Consider the following 18428-nt stretch of genomic DNA (forward strand, 5'->3'; position numbering starts at 1 on the left):
TGACAAAGCCGTTCCTGGCTTGCTGGCGATACCGGTCGGCAAACCGGGCTGTTCCTTGCCGACAAAGGCTATGACGGCGATTTCCGGGCATACAAGGACAGGAACCGCATCGAGCGGATGTTCAACCGCCTCAAGCAAGTCCGTCGCGTTGCGACCCGATACGACAAGACACGAAAATCCTTCTCCGCATCCCTTGCCCTCGCCGCCGCTAGGATATGGCTGCCATACTGTGTCAACAGGGCCTAGAACTGCCGGGAGAGGGTGAGCTTCACCATATGGGATTGCGCGTCGGCGGAAAAATTGCCGCCATAGGTCACGCCGAAACCGGTGCGGCCCTGATCGGCGCTGAGATCGAGACCCGCCTCGACGGCGAGGCTGTCGCCCGCCGTTTCCGCGCCCTTCAGGCTGAAGGCCTGGCTGCCGGCAAAGGAAAAGCGGGGGCCGTCCCCATTCGCCTCGAAGGCATGGTTCCAGCCGAGCATGCCCCGCACCCGCCCCGCCATGCCGCCGATGTCGAAGCGTTGCGCGGCGCGGAGCCCGATCACCGTCTCCGCCTGCGTGCTGTCCGCCGCCGTCACGTCGAGAGCGGCATGGCCGCCCGTTTCCCGGAAGCCCTCCGTGCGCGCCCAGGTGAAGGCCAGATTGGCAAAGGGTTCGAACTCGAGCGAATCGACGGCAAAGCTATGGCTCGCCTCCAGATAGGTCTGTACCGCATCCGCCCCATATCGGGCATCGAGCGTTTCGCTGAAGCCGTTGAAGCGGGCGGTGCGGGTGGAGGCAATGTCCTGATGCACGAAACTGGTGCCGAAGCGCAGCGACACCGGACCCGCCTGCGTGGCGCCATAGAGGCCCAGCGTATAATCCTGGCTGTCGGCGCTGGCGCGCTTGGCGCTCTCCCGCACATGGCCGGCGCCGATGCCGCCGAGGAGGCCGATCCGTAAGTTATCGCTGACGGAACTGTCCCAGCCGAACAAGAGCCCGCCCGTGGAGCCGATCCGGTCGCCTCCCTCTTCCGCCCGGGTGGAATAGCCGCCATAGGCCCGGGCCCAGCCCGTCGGTCCGCGTCGCTTTTCCTCCTCCAGCAGCGCGGCAAAAGCCCGGGCCGCATCATAGCCCTCGGGCGCGACATAGGCGGTCAGGGCGGAGGGTCCGGCGTCCGCGCCGGCCGCCTCCAGGCTCCCCACCCGCTCCAGCGCGGCGGCGCGGGCAAAGCGGCCCACATCGAAGCCGGCAAGGGCCGGCGAGGCATGGATCGTGCCGGCAAGATCGTCGAACGTGGTCTTCGCTTGCCCGGCAGAGAGCGAAACGATCTGGCGATAGAGGGGGTTCGTGCTGTCGAGCCCGTCCGCAATGCCGGCAACCGTCCGGGCACCGGGATCGGCGGCCGCGCTGGCAAAGCGCGTATCGTTGCGATGCAGGGTCAGAAACAGGTTGCGCCCGTCATGGGTGACCGTCGGTGTCACGAAGGCATAATTGGAGGTCACCGTATCGAAGCGGCCGGTGACGCCGCCGCCGCTGGACAGGATCCGGTCCCGCCGGTCGAGGGTGATGGCGCTGTCCTGCACCACATCCAGCACCGCCCCGGATGCAATGGTGGTCTTGCCGGTGACGGCCAGCAGATCCGCCCGGTTGCGGGAAGGCTCGATGCTGGCCTGAAAATGGCTGCCGGCCCCCATGGAGAGATTGCCGCGCACGGTCAGCGTGCCGGTGCCCTTGCCGGCAGGCGCGATGGTTCCGCCCTTGCCGACGGTGACCGAGCCGACCGCGCCGCTGCCGGCGAGCGTGCCATAGCCCCCGACCGAGAGGGTGCCGCCGAGTGCGCCATTGACGCTGAGCGTGCCGCCCGTGATGCGGGTCGAGCCGGTAAAGGCGGACGAATCCGCCGACAGCGCAACGGACCCCGCATCGACCAGAAGGGTCCCCTTGCCGCTGAGACGGGCCGCAAGCCCATAGGCGGGGCCGCCGAAATTGAACACGAGCGCGCCGTTGCCGGCCCCGAAGCGGATGGCGGTTGCGTTGAGATAGCCGGCCCCCCGGGCAATCTCCCCATGCCGCGCCCCGATGGACAGCGTGCCTGCGGACCCCGCATTGACCCCGAGATCGATGGTGGTGGCCTGGAGCCGCGCCTCGCCGGTAAGGGTGAGCGCGCCCGTGCCGGAGCGTCCGATTTCCACCGGATTGCCCGTGGTCAGCACCGTTCCGCCGCCGGAAAGCACGCCGTCGCCGACGCCCCCGGCGCTGGCGCCGAAGACCAGCCGCCCGGCCTTGCCGGTCGCGCCATCCTGAAGACGCAGGCTGCCCCGGCCGGCGGCTCCCACGACCAGATCGCCCGACGCGGCGATGGCCGTGCCGCCATTGCCGCCGACAAGGCTGCCGGACGCGCCGGCCCGCTCGCCGATCACGAGGCTGCCCGTCGAGAGGGTGGCGCCGGTAAAGGCCGTCGCCACGCCCGTGCCGGATTGTCCGATGGTGATCCGGCCGCTGTTGGTCAAGCGTGTGCCGCCGCCGGAGAGGGCAAGCCGGCCGCTGCTCGCCTTGTCGGCGCCGAGCGTCAGGGTGGCGGCGGTCAGCCCGGCCCCGGTCGTGACCGTCAGCGCGCCCGCGCCGCCCTTGCCGATTGCCACCGTTCCGGCGGCAATGGTCGTGCCGCTGCCCGAGGCGGAGCCCGTGCCGGAACCGCCCGCCAGCCCGCCGAACACCAGCGTGCCCGCCTTCAGCCTGCCGCCGCCGCTGATATCGAGCCGACCCTTGCCCGCCTGGCCGAAGGTCATCAGACCCGAAACCGTTGCCGCCGATTGGCCGGCAAGGACGAGCGCGCCATCGCCCGTGCGGCCGCCGCCGAGCGTGAGCGCCCCCGCCGTCAGGCTTCCGCCCCGATAGAGATTGATCTCGCCCCTGCCATTCTGCCCGGCAAGGAGGGTGCCGGCGGAAAGAAGCCGGGCGGCACTGCCGAGAAAGGTGATCGAGCCCCTTGAGCCCGCCTGTGCGCCCAGCGTCAGCGAGCCGAGGGAGAGCGCCTGTTCCGCATAGAGGCTCGCCGTGCGGGAGAGGCCGAGGATGAGCGAGCCCGCCGCACCCGGCTTGCCGCCCAGCCAGAGCTGCGGCAGACGGTCGACGATCGCCGTATCCGTGGCGGAGGGCGCGCGGCCCTTCGACCAGTTGCCGGCATTCGACCAGTCATTGTTGCGCGCACCGGTATAGAGATTGGTCTCGGCGGCGAGGGCGGGGGAAAGGCCGAGCAGTCCGGCGAGCAGGGCAGGCGCAGTCAAGCGTCCGCGGCGACGGGGAAAACGCACCGGAATACTCCCAAATCATTCGGTTGCCGCTTGGGCCCCTGGGGCAGAGCGGATGCCCGTTCGTCATGAGCGGGCCGGATTGCCGAAAAATAGAGCGTTCCCGTTAATGGCCTGTTTGGAAAAAGGGTTAACGTGGGCCCAAGCAAAAAGGGCAGAAGCGATGCTCCTGCCCTTTCCTGACCGGTCGATGAGGGGTCGCTCAGTCGCTGAGCGTATCGAAGAAATCCTTCATCCGGGCGAAGAAGCCCGAGGATTCCGGATTGTTCTCCTTGGAGGAGATCCGCTCGAATTCCTCGAGCAGCTCCCGCTGGCGCTTGGTGAGCTTCTGCGGGGTCTCGATCTGGATCTGGATATAGAGATCGCCGACCTGGGAGGAGCGGAGCACGGGCATGCCCTTGCCCTTCAGGCGGAACTGCTTGCCGGCCTGGGTGCCTTCCGGGATCGTCACGCGGGACTTGGTGCCGTCGAGTGTCGTCACGTCGAACTTGCCGCCGAGCGCGGCCGTCGTCATGGAGACCGGCACGCTGCAATAGAGATCCGCACCGTCCCGCTTGAAGAAGGGATGGGGGGCCACGGAGAGGAAGATATAGAGGTCGCCCGCCGGGCCGCCCCTGACGCCGGCCTCGCCCTCGCCCTGCAGGCGGATGCGGGTGCCGTCCTCGATGCCCGAGGGAATGTTGACAGAAAGGGAGCGTTCTTCGGTGACACGGCCGGCGCCATGGCACTTGCTGCAGGGATCCGCAATCGTCTGGCCGCGACCGCCGCAGGTGGGGCAGGTGCGCTCGACAGAGAAGAAGCCCTGGGTGGCGCGCACCCGGCCCGAACCGTGGCAGGTGCCGCAGGTGGCGGGCTTGGTGCCGGGCTTGGCGCCCGTGCCGGTGCAGGCATCGCAGGTGATGGCGGTGGGCACGCGGATCTGCGCCGTCTTGCCCTCGAAGGCCTCTTCCAGCGAAATTTCCATGTTGTAGCGCAGGTCGGCCCCGCGCTCGCGACCGCCGGAGGACCGACGGCCCCGGCCGCCGCCCATCATCTCGCCGAAAATGTCTTCGAAAATGTCGGAGAAGGAGCCGCCGGCAAAGCCGCCGCCTCCGAAGCCGCCGCCGCCCATGCCGCCCTGCTCGAAGGCCGCATGGCCATAACGATCATAGGCTGCCCGCTTCTGCGGGTCCTTCAGCGTTTCATAGGCCTCGTTGATTTCCTTGAATTTCTTCTCGGCGTTGGCATCGCCCGGATTCTTGTCCGGATGACATTGCATCGCCAGCTTGCGGAAGGCGCTCTTCAGCTCCTTCTCGTCCGCTGTCCTGGCCACGCCCAGGGTTTCGTAAAAATCAGCTTTCGCCATGCTGGTTCAGGCTCCGGTTCATGCAGGCGCCCGTCTTTTCCTCAAAAGCCGCGCGACATTTCTGGCGCGCGGCTTGAAGCTTTCCCGGGCTTTGGGCCGGACCGCCTCTTCAGAAAGGGGCGGCCCGGGATCCCTGACCCGGAAAGGACGGGACGTCGTCTGTCGCTTGGGGATGATCGGCTCAAGCGGAACGCTTGCGCTCGTCGTCCTTTACTTCCTCATAGTCCGCATCCACGACATTGTCGTCGGAAGCGCCGTCGGCACCCTCGGCGCCGGCTTCCGCCTGCTGCGCCTCATAGATGGCCTGACCGAGCTTCATGGAGGTTTCCATGAGGGTCTGCGTCTTCGCCTTGATGTCTTCGGCATCCGGTTCGGAGACCTCGACGGCGGTCTTCAGCGCGGCAATCGCGTCGGAGATGGCGTTGCGGTCCGTTTCGGAGACCTTGTCACCATATTCCTTGAGAGACTTCTCGGTGGAGTGAATCAGGCTTTCGGCCTGGTTCTTGGCTTCCACGCCCTCGCGGCGCTTCTTGTCTTCGGCCGCATGGGCTTCGGCATCCTTGACCATCTTCTCGATGTCGGCATCGGACAGACCGCCAGACGCCTGGATACGGATCTGCTGTTCCTTGCCGGTGCCCTTGTCCTTCGCCGAAACCTGCACGATGCCGTTGGCGTCGATGTCGAAGGTTACTTCGATCTGCGGCACGCCGCGCGGCGCCGGCGGCAGGCCGACGAGGTCGAACTGGCCGAGCAGCTTGTTGTCCTGGGCCATTTCACGCTCGCCCTGCGAGACGCGGATGGTCACGGCCTGCTGGTTGTCTTCGGCCGTCGAGAAGACCTGGCTCTTCTTCGTCGGGATCGTCGTGTTGCGGTCGATCAGACGGGTGAAGACGCCACCGAGCGTTTCGATGCCGAGCGACAGCGGGGTCACGTCGAGCAGCAGCACGTCCTTCACGTCGCCCTGCAGAACGCCGGCCTGGATGGCAGCGCCCATGGCAACCACTTCATCCGGGTTCACGCCCTTGTGCGGCTCCTTGCCGAACAGCTGCTTCACGGTTTCCTGAACCTTCGGCATGCGGCTCATGCCACCGACGAGAACCACTTCGTCGATTTCGCCGGCGGTGATGCCCGCATCCTTGAGCGCAGCCTTGCAGGGTGCGACGGTGCGCTGGACGAGGTCGTCCACCAGGCTTTCGAACTTGGCGCGGGTCAGCTTCATCGTCAGGTGCTTCGGACCGGAGGCATCTGCCGTGATGAAGGGCAGGTTGATTTCGGTCTGCTGCGAGGAGGAAAGCTCGATCTTCGCCTTTTCGGCCGCTTCCTTCAGGCGCTGGAGAGCCAGCTTGTCGTTCTTCAGGTCGATGCCCTGGTCCTTCTTGAACTCGGCTGCGAGATATTCGACGAGACGCATGTCGAAGTCTTCACCGCCGAGGAAGGTGTCGCCATTGGTCGACTTCACTTCGAAGACGCCATCGCCGATTTCCAGAACCGAGATGTCGAAGGTGCCGCCGCCAAGGTCGTAGACGGCGATCGTCTTGCCGTCCTTCTTGTCCATGCCATAGGCAAGGGCAGCGGCGGTCGGCTCGTTGATGATGCGCAGCACTTCGAGACCGGCGATGCGGCCGGCATCCTTGGTGGCCTGGCGCTGGGCGTCGTTGAAGTAGGCGGGCACGGTGATGACGGCCTTCTCGACCTTTTCGCCGAGGTAGGATTCCGCCGTTTCCTTCATCTTCTGCAGGATCATGGCCGAGATCTGCGACGGGGACTGGCCCTTGCCATTGGCCTCGACCCAGGCATCGCCATTGTCGCCCTTGACGATCTTGTAGGGAACGAGGGCCTTGTCCTTCTCGACGGTCGGGTCTTCGTAGCGGCGGCCGATCAGGCGCTTGACCGCGAAGAGGGTATTGGTGGGGTTGGTCACGGCCTGACGCTTGGCCGGCTGGCCGACAAGGCGCTCGCCATCGTCGGAGAAGGCCACCATGGACGGGGTCGTCCGCGCGCCTTCCGCATTCTCGATGACCTTCACATCCTTGCCATCCATGACGGCAACGCAGGAATTCGTCGTTCCGAGGTCGATACCAATTACTTTCGCCATGTCTACTCTCCTTGAAGCAGGCTGAGGGAACCCCATACAGGCATTCCCCGGTCAGCCCCTAACGGGAATGATTTCAGTTCGGGCGCAGCGTCTGCTGCGGTGATGCGGCGTATATAAGAAGCACTTTTCGTCCCTGCAAGGCATCGCGGACAGAAGAACGCCTGAAAAAGAGGCGCTTCGGCGGCCTTTTTTCGAGAAGCCGGAAGCATGGCCGCGCACGCTTGTGCGGACCATGCCATGCGGTCACTCGCCCATGAGAATGTCGAGAAGGCTGCTGCGGTGCGGCACGGGCCGTCCCGCCTCCTGGAGCGGCGGCAGGTTGGGATCGGGCGCGAGGTCGGGGCTGTCGGGCATTTCCCCGGGCGGCGCCTCGGGATAGGCCTCCGGATCGCCGGTGATGACGTCGCTGACGGTGAGCGGACCCTGGCCGACGCCCGGCGGGACCTGGTCGGAGGGCAGGCCGTTGCCGAAGATCGGCGCGGGCGAAAGGCCCTGATGCGCCGCCACCATGAATTCCTTCCAGGTCTGGGCCGGCAGGCCGCCGCCGGTGACCTTGCGCATGTATTTGCCGTCGTCATTGCCGAACCAGACGCCGGTGACGAGATTGCTGGTGAAGCCGAGGAAGAAGGCGTCGCGATAGGATTGCGTCGTGCCCGTCTTGCCCGCCACCTGCCAGCCGGGGAGCGCCGCCTTCTTGCCGGTGCCGATGGCGATCACCTGTCCCATCATGTAGTTCATGTCCACGACGATCTTCTCGTCCAGCACCCGGGGCGGCGTGTCATAGGTGTTTTCGTAAAGCACCTTGCCATCCGGCGTGGTCACCCGGCGGATCAGGTGCGGCGTCGCCTTGTAGCCCCCGTTCTGGAAGGAGGCATAGGCGGCGGTAAGCTCCATCAGCGAGACTTCCGACGTGCCGAGCGCGATGGAGGCATTGGACTGCAGCGGCGAGGTGATGCCGAGCCGGCGGGCCATCTGGATGACCTTGTCGGGCCCGGCCTGCATCACCAGCTGGGCGGCCACCGTGTTCAGCGAGCGGGCGAGCGCCTCGGCCAGCGTCACCGGGCCATTATATTTCTGCTCGTAGTTCTCGGGCGTCCAGTTGCCGATGCGGATGCGGGCATCGTTGTAGATCGAGGCGGGCGTATCGCCCATTTCCAGCGCGGCCGCATAGACGAAGGGCTTGAAGGCCGAACCCGGCTGGCGCTTTGCCTTGGTGGCCCGGTTGAACTGGCTGTCGGCATAGTCGCGCCCGCCGACGACCGCGCGGATCGCCCCCGTGCCGTCGATGGAGATCAGCGCACCCTGCGAGACGCGATACTTGCTGGCATTCTTGGAAATCGCCGTCGCGATCACCTCTTCCGCCTTCTTCTCCAGCGTCATGTCCAGCGTGGTCTCGACCACGATATCCTGCTTCACGTCGCCGATCAGGGCGGGCAGCTCGTCCATCACCATGTCGGCGGCATAGAATTCCCCGCCCGACCAGTAGCTCTTCGCCTTGGTCGGCGGGGCGGACATGGCGGTCTTGATCTCGCTGTCGGTGATGAAGCCTTCCTCGCGCATGGCATTCAGCACCACCTGCGCGCGGGCTTCCGCCGCCTGCGGATCGCGGGCCGGAGACAGGCGGGAGGGCGCCTTCAGCAGCCCGGCGAGAAGGGCGGCCTCGCCGAGCGTCACGTCGCGCGCCGACTTGTTGAAGTAGCGGCGCGAGGCGGCCTCCACGCCATAGGCATTCGAACCGAAGAACACCCGGTTCAGATACATTTCCAGGATCTGGTCCTTGGTGTAGGTATGCTCCAGCCAGAGGGCGAGCAGCACTTCCTGCACCTTGCGCTCGAGCGTGCGCTCGGGCGAGAGGAACATGTTCTTCGCCAGCTGCTGGGTCACGGTGGAGCCGCCCTGCACCATGCGGCCGGCGACCAGATTGGTGATCATCGCGCGGCCGAGGCCGAGCGGATCCACCCCGAAATGGTCGTAGAAGCGGCGGTCCTCGATGGCGACGAGCGCCATGGGAATATAGGGCGACATCTCGTGCAGCGACAATTCCTCGCCGCCGGTCGCACCGCGATTGGCGATCACGCTGCCGTCCACCCCGGTGATCTTCACGTTCGGCGGGCGCTCGGGGATCTTCCAGCTGTCGGCGCTCGGCATGCGCGCGCCGTAATAGACGACGAGGCCCGCAACCGCGATGCCGCCCCAGATGCCGAGCACGATCATCCAGTAGATCAGCCGGCGGATGAGGCGGAAGAGGCTGAAGGAGGAACGGCGCGGCGGCTTGCGCCCGCCGCCCTTCTGGGGCGATTTCGAAGCCTTGGGCTCGGATTTCCGGGGAGATGCCTTGCCACGACTGCCCACGACGCGATCCTCCGAATCCAGCCGGAAATCGTCATCGGCGTGCGACGCACCCTGATCGAACGAGGGTTCGATCCTGTCCCTAGACCTCGACTTTGCTGCCATTGCTTGCGATCAGTCCCACTTCCGGCAGGCTCGTTCCAAGAGGGGTCGAAGCCCGCACCGACCCGCCCGTCATCCTGCATTCCGGAGGCGATGATCTTAAAATGCGGCAAATTAAGGGGGCGTTAAAGAACAACGAGAGAAAAGTGCCACTTTCTCAGTGTGTTGGAGCGGGCGGCAGCCGGACGCCCGCCACCGGTCGGATCCATCCGCGTCTTTCCTCGTCTCCGCCGCCCGAATGCGGGGGGTGCGCGTCCGGTCCCGCCCGGATGGCGGAGCGAAGCCGGCTAGATTTCCCCGGACGAATCGCGGCGCTGCCGGTCCAGCTCCTCGGCATAGCGGCGCAGGGCATGGCTCTCCGTCAGAAGGCCGATCACCTGGCGCCGATAGCGGCTGTCCAGAACGGCGAGCGCATCGCTGCCGCTGCGCTCGAAGACCTGGGCCGCATCGCGCACATTCATGTCCTCCAGCAGATAATCGTCCTTGCAGCGGATGAAGGCCTCGAGGCCCCGTTGGGCATCGGCGTTTTCCATCGGGCTCGCATAGACGTCGGGCAGCTGGACCAGCCCGTCATACCGCCCGTTGGCATCGACAAGAAGGACGCGGCTCGTCGAGCCCAGCGGGAAGCTTTCCTGAAATTCCGGAAGGGGCAGATCGCTGCGGGCCGTGCGCACATCCGGGCGCATCATGTTCCCGACCGTCAGGTTCCTGACCCATCCGATGTCATGGGCGCTTCGGATGCTTTCGCCGCGCAGGTGAAAACGCCAGGTCGCGAAGGAATAGCCGAAGGTCGAGCGCACCACCAGCGACGAGGTGATCACCGCTGCGAGAACCAGGGCGGTAATGGGAAAGTCGCCGGTGATTTCGAGGGCGAGAAAGGTCATGGTGAGCGGGCCGCCAATGACGGCGACGGCCAGCGAACTCATGCCGATCACCGCATAGATGACCGGTGTCAGCGTGGCGTGATCGAAGAAGGGGGCCGCCGAGGCGAAGCCCTTGCCCAGCAGGGCGCCCAGGAACAGCGACGCGAAGAACAGGCCGCCCCTGAAGCCGGAGCCGATGGAAATCGCCGATGCCAGCGCCTTTAACAGGAAGAGACCGAAAAGGGTCGTGAGGGCCACATTCTGCTCGAGATTGAGGTGAAGGGCGCCATGACCGGCGGACAGGACCTGGGTGGTGATCATCGCCAGCAGGCCCACCGCGATCCCGCCGAACAGGGGACGCAGGGCCGGTGGAATGGAGCTGCGGCGCGCGAACTCCTCCGTCAGGGTCACCGCCTGCATGATGCCGATGCCCACCAGGGCGGCAATCACGCCGAGCACCAGCGCCGGCAGATAATCCTCCGGCACCACGGAGCCGAAATTTCCCACCTCGATCAGCGTGGCATCGCCCCTCAGCAGCGTCGCGGTCAGCGTGGCGCTGAGCGCTGCGACGACCACGGGCGCCAGCGACAGGATCGAATAGGTGCCGATGATCAGCTCGAAGGCATAGAAGGATCCCGTCAGGGGCGCGTTGAACGCCGCGGCGACGGCTCCGGCTGCGCCGCAGCCCACCATCAGCCGCAGGTCCGCACGCCGGAGATCGAGCTTGTAGCCCAGCTTGGAGGCAATGCCGGACGAGAGCTGGGTATAGCCCGCCTCGAGCCCGACGGAAGCGCCGAAGCCGTTCGAGATGAGGTTCTGCACCGCCACAAGGCAGCTATCCGTGAGCGACAGGCGCCCGCCATGCAGCGCATTGGCCTCGATCGGATCGACCATGGGTTTCTTTCGGGTCTTGCCCAGGACGAAAAGCAGGAGGCCGAGAAGGCAGCCGCCGGCAATCGGCGCGAGCAGCAGCAGGAGGCGATCCTGGGTGACAAGGCTGCTGAGGCCATCCGACAGCCCGACACCATAAATCCGGTGATGCATCAGCCGCGAGACGAGGCTCATGCCGGACACCACGCAACCCGCAAACACGCCGACCAGAGCGCCGAGAAGGGTAAGACCCAGCTCGCTGCGGCGGCCCGAGGCGACAAGCTGCCGCCAGTCAAACCTCCTGAAAAACGCAGGAAAGCGGATGGGACGGAACGGGCTTTGCATGACCGGTGCTTTCTGCGCGGGCGAAGGACGGGTGTCGGGAAGGGTCGCCGGAGTGTAGAGGAAAGAAGCCCGGATTTCATGGGTTGCGATGCCGCATGCCCGCAAAAGCGGGAGGGGCAGCGCCTTTCGGCCTGCGCTCCGGTCTCCGGGTGACGCCGCATCCGCTCCGCAGGGAAGGCTTTTTCGGCGAAACCAGCCCTTTTTCGGGATGTGACGCCGGGCGGCGCGAATGGTGAAATGGAGGCAGTCCCCATCCTGCGGAGGAAATCCCCATGCTCTCCCACCGCCTTCAGGCCATTCTGGATCTGCTGCCGCTCAAGCCGGGCATGCATGTGCTGGAAATCGGCTGTGCCACCGGCATCCTGGCGAAAGCCATGGCAGACAGGATCGGACGGGGGCTTGTGCTGGGCATCGACCGGTCCGGAACGGCCATCCTGCGGGCACAGCGTCTGGTGGTGGGCGCGGGGAATGGCGCCCGGCTGGCCTTCCGCTGCCAGACGGCGGAGGCCTTTGCGCCCGAGCCCGGGGAAGCGCCTTTCGATCTGGTGGTCGCCATCCGGGTGGGCGCCTTCGACGGACGGCACCCGGCGGCGGGTCATCAGGCCATGCCGCGCCTTCTCGCCTGCATGAAGCCGCAAGCGGGCTTCTTCATCGACGATGCCGGCGGCATTCGCGACATCAGGCGGGACTGGGAAGAGCGGTTGAAGCGGGAGACCTGAGGGCTCAGGCCTCCGTTTCCGGTTTCGGCGCCTGCGCCAGATCGGCCCATTCCGCACCCGTGAGCTCCGCCATGCGCTGCGGCGCGATGTGCACGGCGGCATTGATCGCGCCGGCGGCCGGCACGACCTGATCGAAGGCCTTCAGCGAAAGGTCGCAATAGACGGGCAGGGGCTGCGGCAGGCCGAAGGGGCAGACCCCGCCGACCGGATGGCTGGTCAGCTGGACCACGTCCTCCGCATCCAGCATGCGCGGCTTGACGCCGAAGAGGTCCTTGAACTTGCGGTTGTCGAGCCGCGCCGTGCCCGCCATGACGACGAGGATGACCCGCTCGCCCACCCGGGCGCAGAGCGTCTTGGCGATCTGTTCCGGCGCAACCCCATGCGCCTCCGCAGCCAGCGCCACGGTCGCGGAACTCTTCTCGGTGACGAGGACCGAAATCTCGGGGGCCTTCTCGGCGAAAAACTGGCGGACGGATTCGAGGCTCATGCGAACTGTTTAGAAAACGGGCAGTTCAAGGGCAAGCCGCTTTTTTAGCCATGCTATTTTTGCAACGCTGCACTGCAGCATTTGCGATAGCATAATTCATTCGATGATATATATTCAAACCATCGAAGCGGCGCACTCCTCCTCCCAGCGCCCTTCGTGGAGACTGGCAATCCTCCTCCTCCCAATATATTGCCAGTCAGCATTCGAAACCCGGCGCTCCTCCCGCGCCGGGTTTCGCGCTTTTCGGCAGCCCTTTCCCGCAAGGGCTTGAAAAGCGGTGCGCCCGACCCCATTTCCCCTTCATAAATTGTTAACCATTCCGCGCTATGCTGCAGGAATGTTTCGGGCAAGCTTCCCGACAGACAATTCATCGTCGACGGTCTGACCACGGATGTACTGGCAGGCCCGAGACCGATAAAAGGCCGGGTTTCGCCCGGCCTTTTGCTTTTTGTCGTTATTGCATTGCGAAATGTCGCCCCGGGCGCCATGCCCCGGATGCAAGGGGCATGGGCGGGAAGGACCGTCTCAGCGGGCGCTGAGCTTTTCCAGGATGCGGATCCAGGACCGGATGCCGCGATGATAGGAATTCAGGTCGTATTTTTCGTTGGGCGAATGGATGCGGTCGTCGGCAAGCGCAAAGCCGGCGAGCAGGGATTCCATGCCGAGCATCTTCTGGAAATCGCCGACGATCGGGATCGAGCCGCCCATGCCGACCACGACGGCGGCCTTCGGCCATTCTTCCGAGAGCGCTTCCTTGGCCTTGTTGAGCAGGGCGGAATCGTAAGGCAGCTGGATGGCGGGCGAGCCGCCATGCGGGTGGAATTCGACCGAGCAGTCGGCCGGCACCTTTGCGCGCACATAGGCGCGGAAGGCCTCGCGGATCTTCGCCGGGTCCTGCTTGCCGACCAGCCGGAACGAAATCTTGGCGGACGCCTTTGCCGCGATCACGGTCTTGAAGCCTTCGCCCGTATAGCCGCCCTCGATGCCGTTGACCTCCGCGGTCGGCCGGGCCCAGGTGAGTTCGAGGACCGAGCGACCCTTTTCGCCGGACGGGATGGAAAGGCCGATCTCGCCGAGGAAATCCTTGTCCGAACGCCCGAGCGAACGCCACATGGCCTTGATCTCGTCCGGGGTTTCCTCGACGCCTTCATAGAAGCCGGGCACCGTCACCCGGCCTTCGTCGTCATGCAGGCCCGCGAGGATGCGGGTAAGAATATGGATCGGATTGGCGGCCGCACCGCCGTAATAGCCGGAATGCAGGTCGCGGCTCGCGGCCTGGATCACCACTTCCTCGCCGACGAGACCGCGCAGGCCGGCCGAAATGGCGGGCGTTTCCCGGTCCCACATGGAGGTGTCGCAGACCAGCGCGAAATCCGCCTTCAGTTCGGCCGCATTGGCTTCGAGGAAGGGCTTCAGCGACGGCGAACCGCTCTCTTCCTCGCCTTCGAACAGGATGGTGACGCGGATGGGCAGGGCGCCATGCACGTCCTTGTAGGCGCGGCAGGCTTCCACGAATGTCAGCAGCTGGCCCTTGTCGTCGGAGGTGCCGCGGCCCGTGATCACGTCGCGACCGTCTTCCTGGCGCACGGCCGGATCGAAGGGATCATGGTCCCAGAGGTTCAGCGGATCGACCGGCTGCACGTCGTAATGGCCGTAGAAGAGCGCATGCGGTGCATCGGGCGAACCGGCATCATGATGGGCGACGACCATGGGATGGCCGGCCGTATCCCGCACCGAGGCGGTGAAGCCGAGACGGTTCAGCTCCGCCACCAGCCATTCGGCGGCCTTGCGGCATTCACCCGCATAGGCGGGATCGGTGGAGATGGACTTCAGGCGAACGAGCGCGAACAGGCGCTCGAGGCTTGCCGGCAGGTTCTGGTCGGCGCGGGCAAGGACGGCGGAAAGATCGGACATGGAGGTCTCCTTGTGGCAGCGGCGCAAGGGGGGGCTGCGCCATTGGCGCGGACCGTAAAGGCTCGCGCCGCCCTGCACCAGTTTGAATTTGTGAGGCATCCATAGCAAAGTCTTATGGGGTGCTCAGTCCTTGCGGCCATTGGCGAGCGCCATGCGCATATATTCGAGCAGCAACTCCCGTTCGAACCGGCGGAAGCCGGCAAAGAGCGCGTCATCCGCCGCACAGGCCGCCTCGATGGCCTTTTCTTCGAGCTGGCGGGACTGTTCGGTCAGGAACACCTGCTGGGCCCGCCGGTCGGTGGGATGCGGTCGGCGTTCCACCAGCCCGTCCCGCTCCATGCGCGAGAGCGTGTTGGCCATGGTCGCCTGTTCGATGCCCACCCGGTCGATCAGCTGGCGCTGGGTCAAGCCGTCTTCCGCCCAGAGCTCGAGCAGGATCGGCCATTGCCCCGGCGAAAAGCCGAGCGCCGCCGCATGGTTCTGCAGCGAGCGCGCGAAGGCGCGGGCGAGCTGCCCCGCCAGATAGGCCGCGGAATCCATTCTGTTGAAGGCCATGACCGCTTTCGCCGTACGTCCGAGGGTGGGGCGATAATGCGGTGGCTTTCCGCCCATGGCAAGCTGTGCGCTGCGCCGGACATGCAGTTTAGGAGGGGCTGAACAAGGAAAGGCCGCCATGGCCTGGAGGCGAGCCATGGCGGCGCTCTAAAAAAGGGGACAAAGGCCCGGAGAGGGGATAAGGCCTTTGTCCTGGGTCCGAGTGCCGAGCGGGGGACGGGCAGGCATTCGGACGTCGGCGGCTTCCAAGCGCCGGTAATCAGGAGATGAGGCTCCGATTGTGGTTTTTCAAGGGAAACGGTCGTCCCTTAAAATTACAATTTGGTAACGTTTCGGTGAGCCCTGGCATCCACCGCGAATCCGCGTCCGCCCGATTTCACCGATGGACCTTTGCCCGCCCTCGCGCTATCCATCGTTCCCATGAAAAAAGGCGATCATCTCTTCCTCGTCGATGGCTCGGGCTTCATCTTCCGTGCCTTCCACGCCATCCCCGCGCTGAACCGCAAGTCGGACGGCCTGCCGGTCAATGCGGTCTCCGGTTTCTGCAACATGCTGTGGAAGCTCCTGACCGATGCGCGCGACACGTCTGTCGGGGTGACGCCCACCCATTTCGCGGTCATCTTCGACTATTCCTCGAAGACCTTCCGCAACACGCTCTATCCGGAATACAAGGCGAACCGTTCGGCCCCGCCCGAGGATCTGATCCCGCAGTTCGGGCTGATCCGCCATGCCACCAAGGCCTTCAACCTGCCCTGCATCGAGATCGAGGGCTACGAGGCGGACGATATCATCGCCACCTATGCCCGTCAGGCCGAAGCCATCGGCGCGGATGTGACGATCATCTCCTCCGACAAGGACCTGATGCAGCTCGTCACCCCCAATGTCCACATGTATGACAGCATGAAGGACAAGCAGATCTCGATCCCCGAAGTGATCGAGAAATGGGGCGTGCCGCCCGAAAAGATGATCGACCTGCAGGCGCTGACCGGCGATTCCACCGACAATGTGCCGGGCGTTCCGGGCATCGGCCCGAAGACCGCCGCCCAGCTTCTCGAAGAATTCGGGGACCTCGACACGCTGCTTGCCCGCGCCGGCGAAATCAAGCAGCAGAAGCGCCGCGAGAACATCCTCGCCAATGCGGAGCTGGTGAAGATCTCGAAGCAGCTGGTGACGCTGAAGACGGATACGCCGGTCGACATGGCGCTTGAGGACCTGATGCTGCATCCGCAGGACGGACCGCGGCTCATCGCCTTCCTGAAGGCCATGGAATTCACCACGCTCACCCGCCGCGTCGCCGAGGCGACCGGAACCGATGCCGGCGCCATCGAGGCTGCCCAGGTAGCGGTGGAATGGGGCGCTGCCGCCCGTGGTCCGGATCTCGACCAGGGCGAGGCATCGGGCGGACCCGCAGCCCCGGTCACGGCCACCGCCGTGAAGGCGGACCCCGCCCAGACCGCCGCGACACCCGCAGGCACCCGCGCAAGCGAGGCCTTCGCCGTCGAACGGGCCGGTCTCTTCAAGGACCAGCCGATCGACCGCTCGGCCTATGTGACGATCCGCGATCTTGCCACCCTCGACCGCTGGATTGCCGCTGCCCGCGACACCGGCCTCGTGGCCTTCGACACGGAAACCACCTCGCTCGATGCCATGCAGGCCGATCTCGTCGGTTTCTCGCTGGCGCTGTCGGACAGCCGCGATACCGGTACACCGGGCACGATCCGCGCCGCTTACGTGCCGCTCGGCCACCGTTCCGGCAGCGATGACCTCTTCGGCGGCAACGATCTCGCGCCGAACCAGATCCCCATGGCCGAAGCCCTGCCGCGCCTGAAGGCGCTGCTCGAAGATCCGGCCGTGCTCAAGGTCGCGCAGAACCTGAAATATGATTATCTGCTGATGAAGCGCCACGGCGTCGAGGTGAAGAGCTTCGACGACACGATGCTGATCTCCTATGTGCTGGAAGGCGGCATCGGCACCCATGGCATGGATCCGCTCTCCGAACGCTGGCTCGGCCATACCCCCATTGCCTTCAAGGACGTGGCGGGCTCGGGAAAAAGCCTCGTTTCCTTCGACCGGGTCGAGATCGACAAGGCCACCGCCTATGCGGCGGAGGATGCGGATGTGACGCTGCGCCTCTGGTTCGCCATGAAGCCGCTGCTCGCGGCGCGCGGTCTCACCTCCGTCTACGAGCGGCTGGAGCGGCCCCTCGTGCCCGTGCTCGCCCGCATGGAAGAGCGCGGCATTTCCGTCGACCGGCAGATCCTCTCCCGCCTTTCGGGCGAACTGGCGCAGGGCGCCGCCGCCTATGAGGACGAGATCTACCAGCTTGCCGGCGAGCGCTTCAACATCGGCTCGCCGAAGCAGCTGGGTGATATTCTCTTCGGCAAGATGGGCCTGCCGGGCGGTGCCAAGACCAAGACCGGCCAGTGGTCCACCTCGGCCCAGGTGCTGGAAGACCTCGCCGCCGCCGGCCTCGAACTGCCGCGCAAGATCGTCGACTGGCGCCAGCTCACCAAGCTCAAATCCACCTATACGGATGCGCTGCCGGGCTATATCCATCCGGAGACGAAGCGGGTGCACACCTCCTATTCGCTGGCCTCGACCACGACCGGGCGTCTCTCCTCCTCGGAGCCGAACCTCCAGAACATTCCGGTGCGCAATGCGGAAGGCCGCAAGATCCGCACCGCCTTCATCTCCGCCCCCGGCCGCAAGCTGATTTCCGCCGACTACAGCCAGATCGAACTGCGCGTGCTCGCCCATGTGGCGGATATTCCGCAGCTGCGGCAGGCCTTTGCCGATGGCATCGACATCCACGCCATGACCGCCTCCGAAATGTTCGGCGTGCCCGTGGAAGGCATGCCGTCTGAGGTGCGCCGCCGCGCGAAGGCGATCAATTTCGGCATCGTCTACGGCATTTCCGCCTTCGGCCTCGCCAACCAGCTCGGCATCGAGCGGTCGGAAGCGGGCGATTATATCAAGCGCTATTTCGAGCGCTTCCCCGGCATCCGCGACTACATGGATGCGACCAAGGCCACGGCCCGCGACAAGGGCTATGTGGAAACCATCTTCGGCCGCCGCATCCATTATCCCGACATCCGCTCCTCGAATCCGAGCGTGCGCGCCTTTAACGAACGCGCCGCGATCAATGCGCCGATCCAGGGCTCGGCCGCCGACGTGATCCGGCGGGCGATGATCAAGATCGAGCCGGCGCTGGAAGCGGCCAAGCTCAATGCCCGCATGCTCCTTCAGGTGCATGACGAACTGATCTTCGAGGTCGAGGATGCGGAAATCGAGGCAACCCTGCCCGTCATCGTCGACGTGATGGAAAACGCCGCCATGCCGGCGCTCGCCATGCGCGTTCCGTTGAAGGTGGATGCGCGGGCCGCCCACAACTGGGACGAAGCCCACTAGCGGATTGAGCCCTGGAGGGGCTGCAAACGGCAAGGTCCTGCGCTTCCGGTGCTCATGGACCTTCAAGTCCACTCCGCTCCGGT

General features: G+C 65.4%; 10 protein-coding genes and 1 pseudogene. 3 read left to right on the forward strand and 8 right to left on the reverse strand.

Going from position 1 to position 18428, the window contains the following annotated elements; genetic code table 11:
- Nucleotides 1-54: 54 nt before the first annotated feature.
- Nucleotides 55-246 (forward strand): annotated as a pseudogene (locus ACT54B_RS06125) (transposase); the annotation flags it as partial.
- Here ACT54B_RS06125 and ACT54B_RS06130 read toward each other — a convergent pair.
- The 5 genes from ACT54B_RS06130 to ACT54B_RS06150 form a co-directional block, all read right to left on the reverse strand.
- Nucleotides 243-3296 carry an autotransporter outer membrane beta-barrel domain-containing protein gene (locus ACT54B_RS06130; protein ID WP_476043652.1) on the reverse strand — a complete coding sequence of 1018 codons (3054 nt, stop codon included), beginning with the start codon at nt 3294-3296 and terminating at the stop codon, nt 243-245. The pseudogene ACT54B_RS06125 and the gene ACT54B_RS06130 overlap by 4 nt on opposite strands.
- A 199-nt stretch (nt 3297-3495) precedes the next feature.
- A complete protein-coding gene (dnaJ, locus tag ACT54B_RS06135) occupies nt 3496-4638 on the reverse strand; it encodes a molecular chaperone DnaJ (RefSeq protein WP_476043653.1) in 1143 nt (380 codons plus the stop codon).
- Nucleotides 4639-4819: 181 nt separating this feature from the next.
- Nucleotides 4820-6733 carry a molecular chaperone DnaK gene (gene dnaK, locus ACT54B_RS06140; RefSeq protein WP_476043654.1) on the reverse strand — a complete coding sequence of 638 codons (1914 nt, stop codon included), beginning with the start codon at nt 6731-6733 and terminating at the stop codon, nt 4820-4822.
- A gap of 243 nt (nt 6734-6976) precedes the next feature.
- The gene (locus ACT54B_RS06145; protein WP_476043655.1) at nt 6977-9187 is read right to left on the reverse strand and encodes a transglycosylase domain-containing protein; all 2211 of its coding nucleotides are present in this window, start codon (nt 9185-9187) and stop codon (nt 6977-6979) included.
- A gap of 284 nt (nt 9188-9471) precedes the next feature.
- Nucleotides 9472-11262 carry a chloride channel protein gene (locus tag ACT54B_RS06150; protein WP_476043656.1) on the reverse strand — a complete coding sequence of 597 codons (1791 nt, stop codon included), beginning with the start codon at nt 11260-11262 and terminating at the stop codon, nt 9472-9474.
- A 272-nt stretch (nt 11263-11534) separates the two neighbouring features.
- Here ACT54B_RS06150 and ACT54B_RS06155 point away from each other — a divergent pair, with 272 nt between their 5' ends.
- A complete protein-coding gene (locus ACT54B_RS06155) occupies nt 11535-11981 on the forward strand; it encodes an SAM-dependent methyltransferase (protein ID WP_476043657.1) in 447 nt (148 codons plus the stop codon).
- A 4-nt stretch (nt 11982-11985) separates the two neighbouring features.
- On the opposite strand, the gene ACT54B_RS06160 is transcribed toward ACT54B_RS06155, so the two are convergent.
- From ACT54B_RS06160 to ACT54B_RS06170, 3 genes are all read right to left on the reverse strand, one after another.
- Nucleotides 11986-12468 carry a YbaK/EbsC family protein gene (locus ACT54B_RS06160; RefSeq protein WP_476043658.1) on the reverse strand — a complete coding sequence of 161 codons (483 nt, stop codon included), beginning with the start codon at nt 12466-12468 and terminating at the stop codon, nt 11986-11988.
- 525 nt (nt 12469-12993) lie between these two features.
- Nucleotides 12994-14382, reverse strand: a complete 1389-nt coding sequence (locus tag ACT54B_RS06165) for a M20/M25/M40 family metallo-hydrolase (RefSeq protein WP_476043659.1) — start codon at nt 14380-14382, stop codon at nt 12994-12996.
- 123 nt (nt 14383-14505) lie between these two features.
- Nucleotides 14506-14937, reverse strand: coding sequence for a MarR family winged helix-turn-helix transcriptional regulator (locus ACT54B_RS06170; protein WP_476043660.1), 432 nt, complete (start codon nt 14935-14937; stop codon nt 14506-14508).
- Nucleotides 14938-15357: 420 nt separating this feature from the next.
- Between ACT54B_RS06170 and polA the strand changes: the two genes are divergently transcribed.
- The gene (gene polA / locus ACT54B_RS06175) at nt 15358-18345 is read left to right on the forward strand and encodes a DNA polymerase I (protein ID WP_476043661.1); all 2988 of its coding nucleotides are present in this window, start codon (nt 15358-15360) and stop codon (nt 18343-18345) included.
- Nucleotides 18346-18428: the final 83 nt, after the last annotated feature.

This window comes from Gellertiella sp. DMC107 (genome assembly GCF_056313605.1).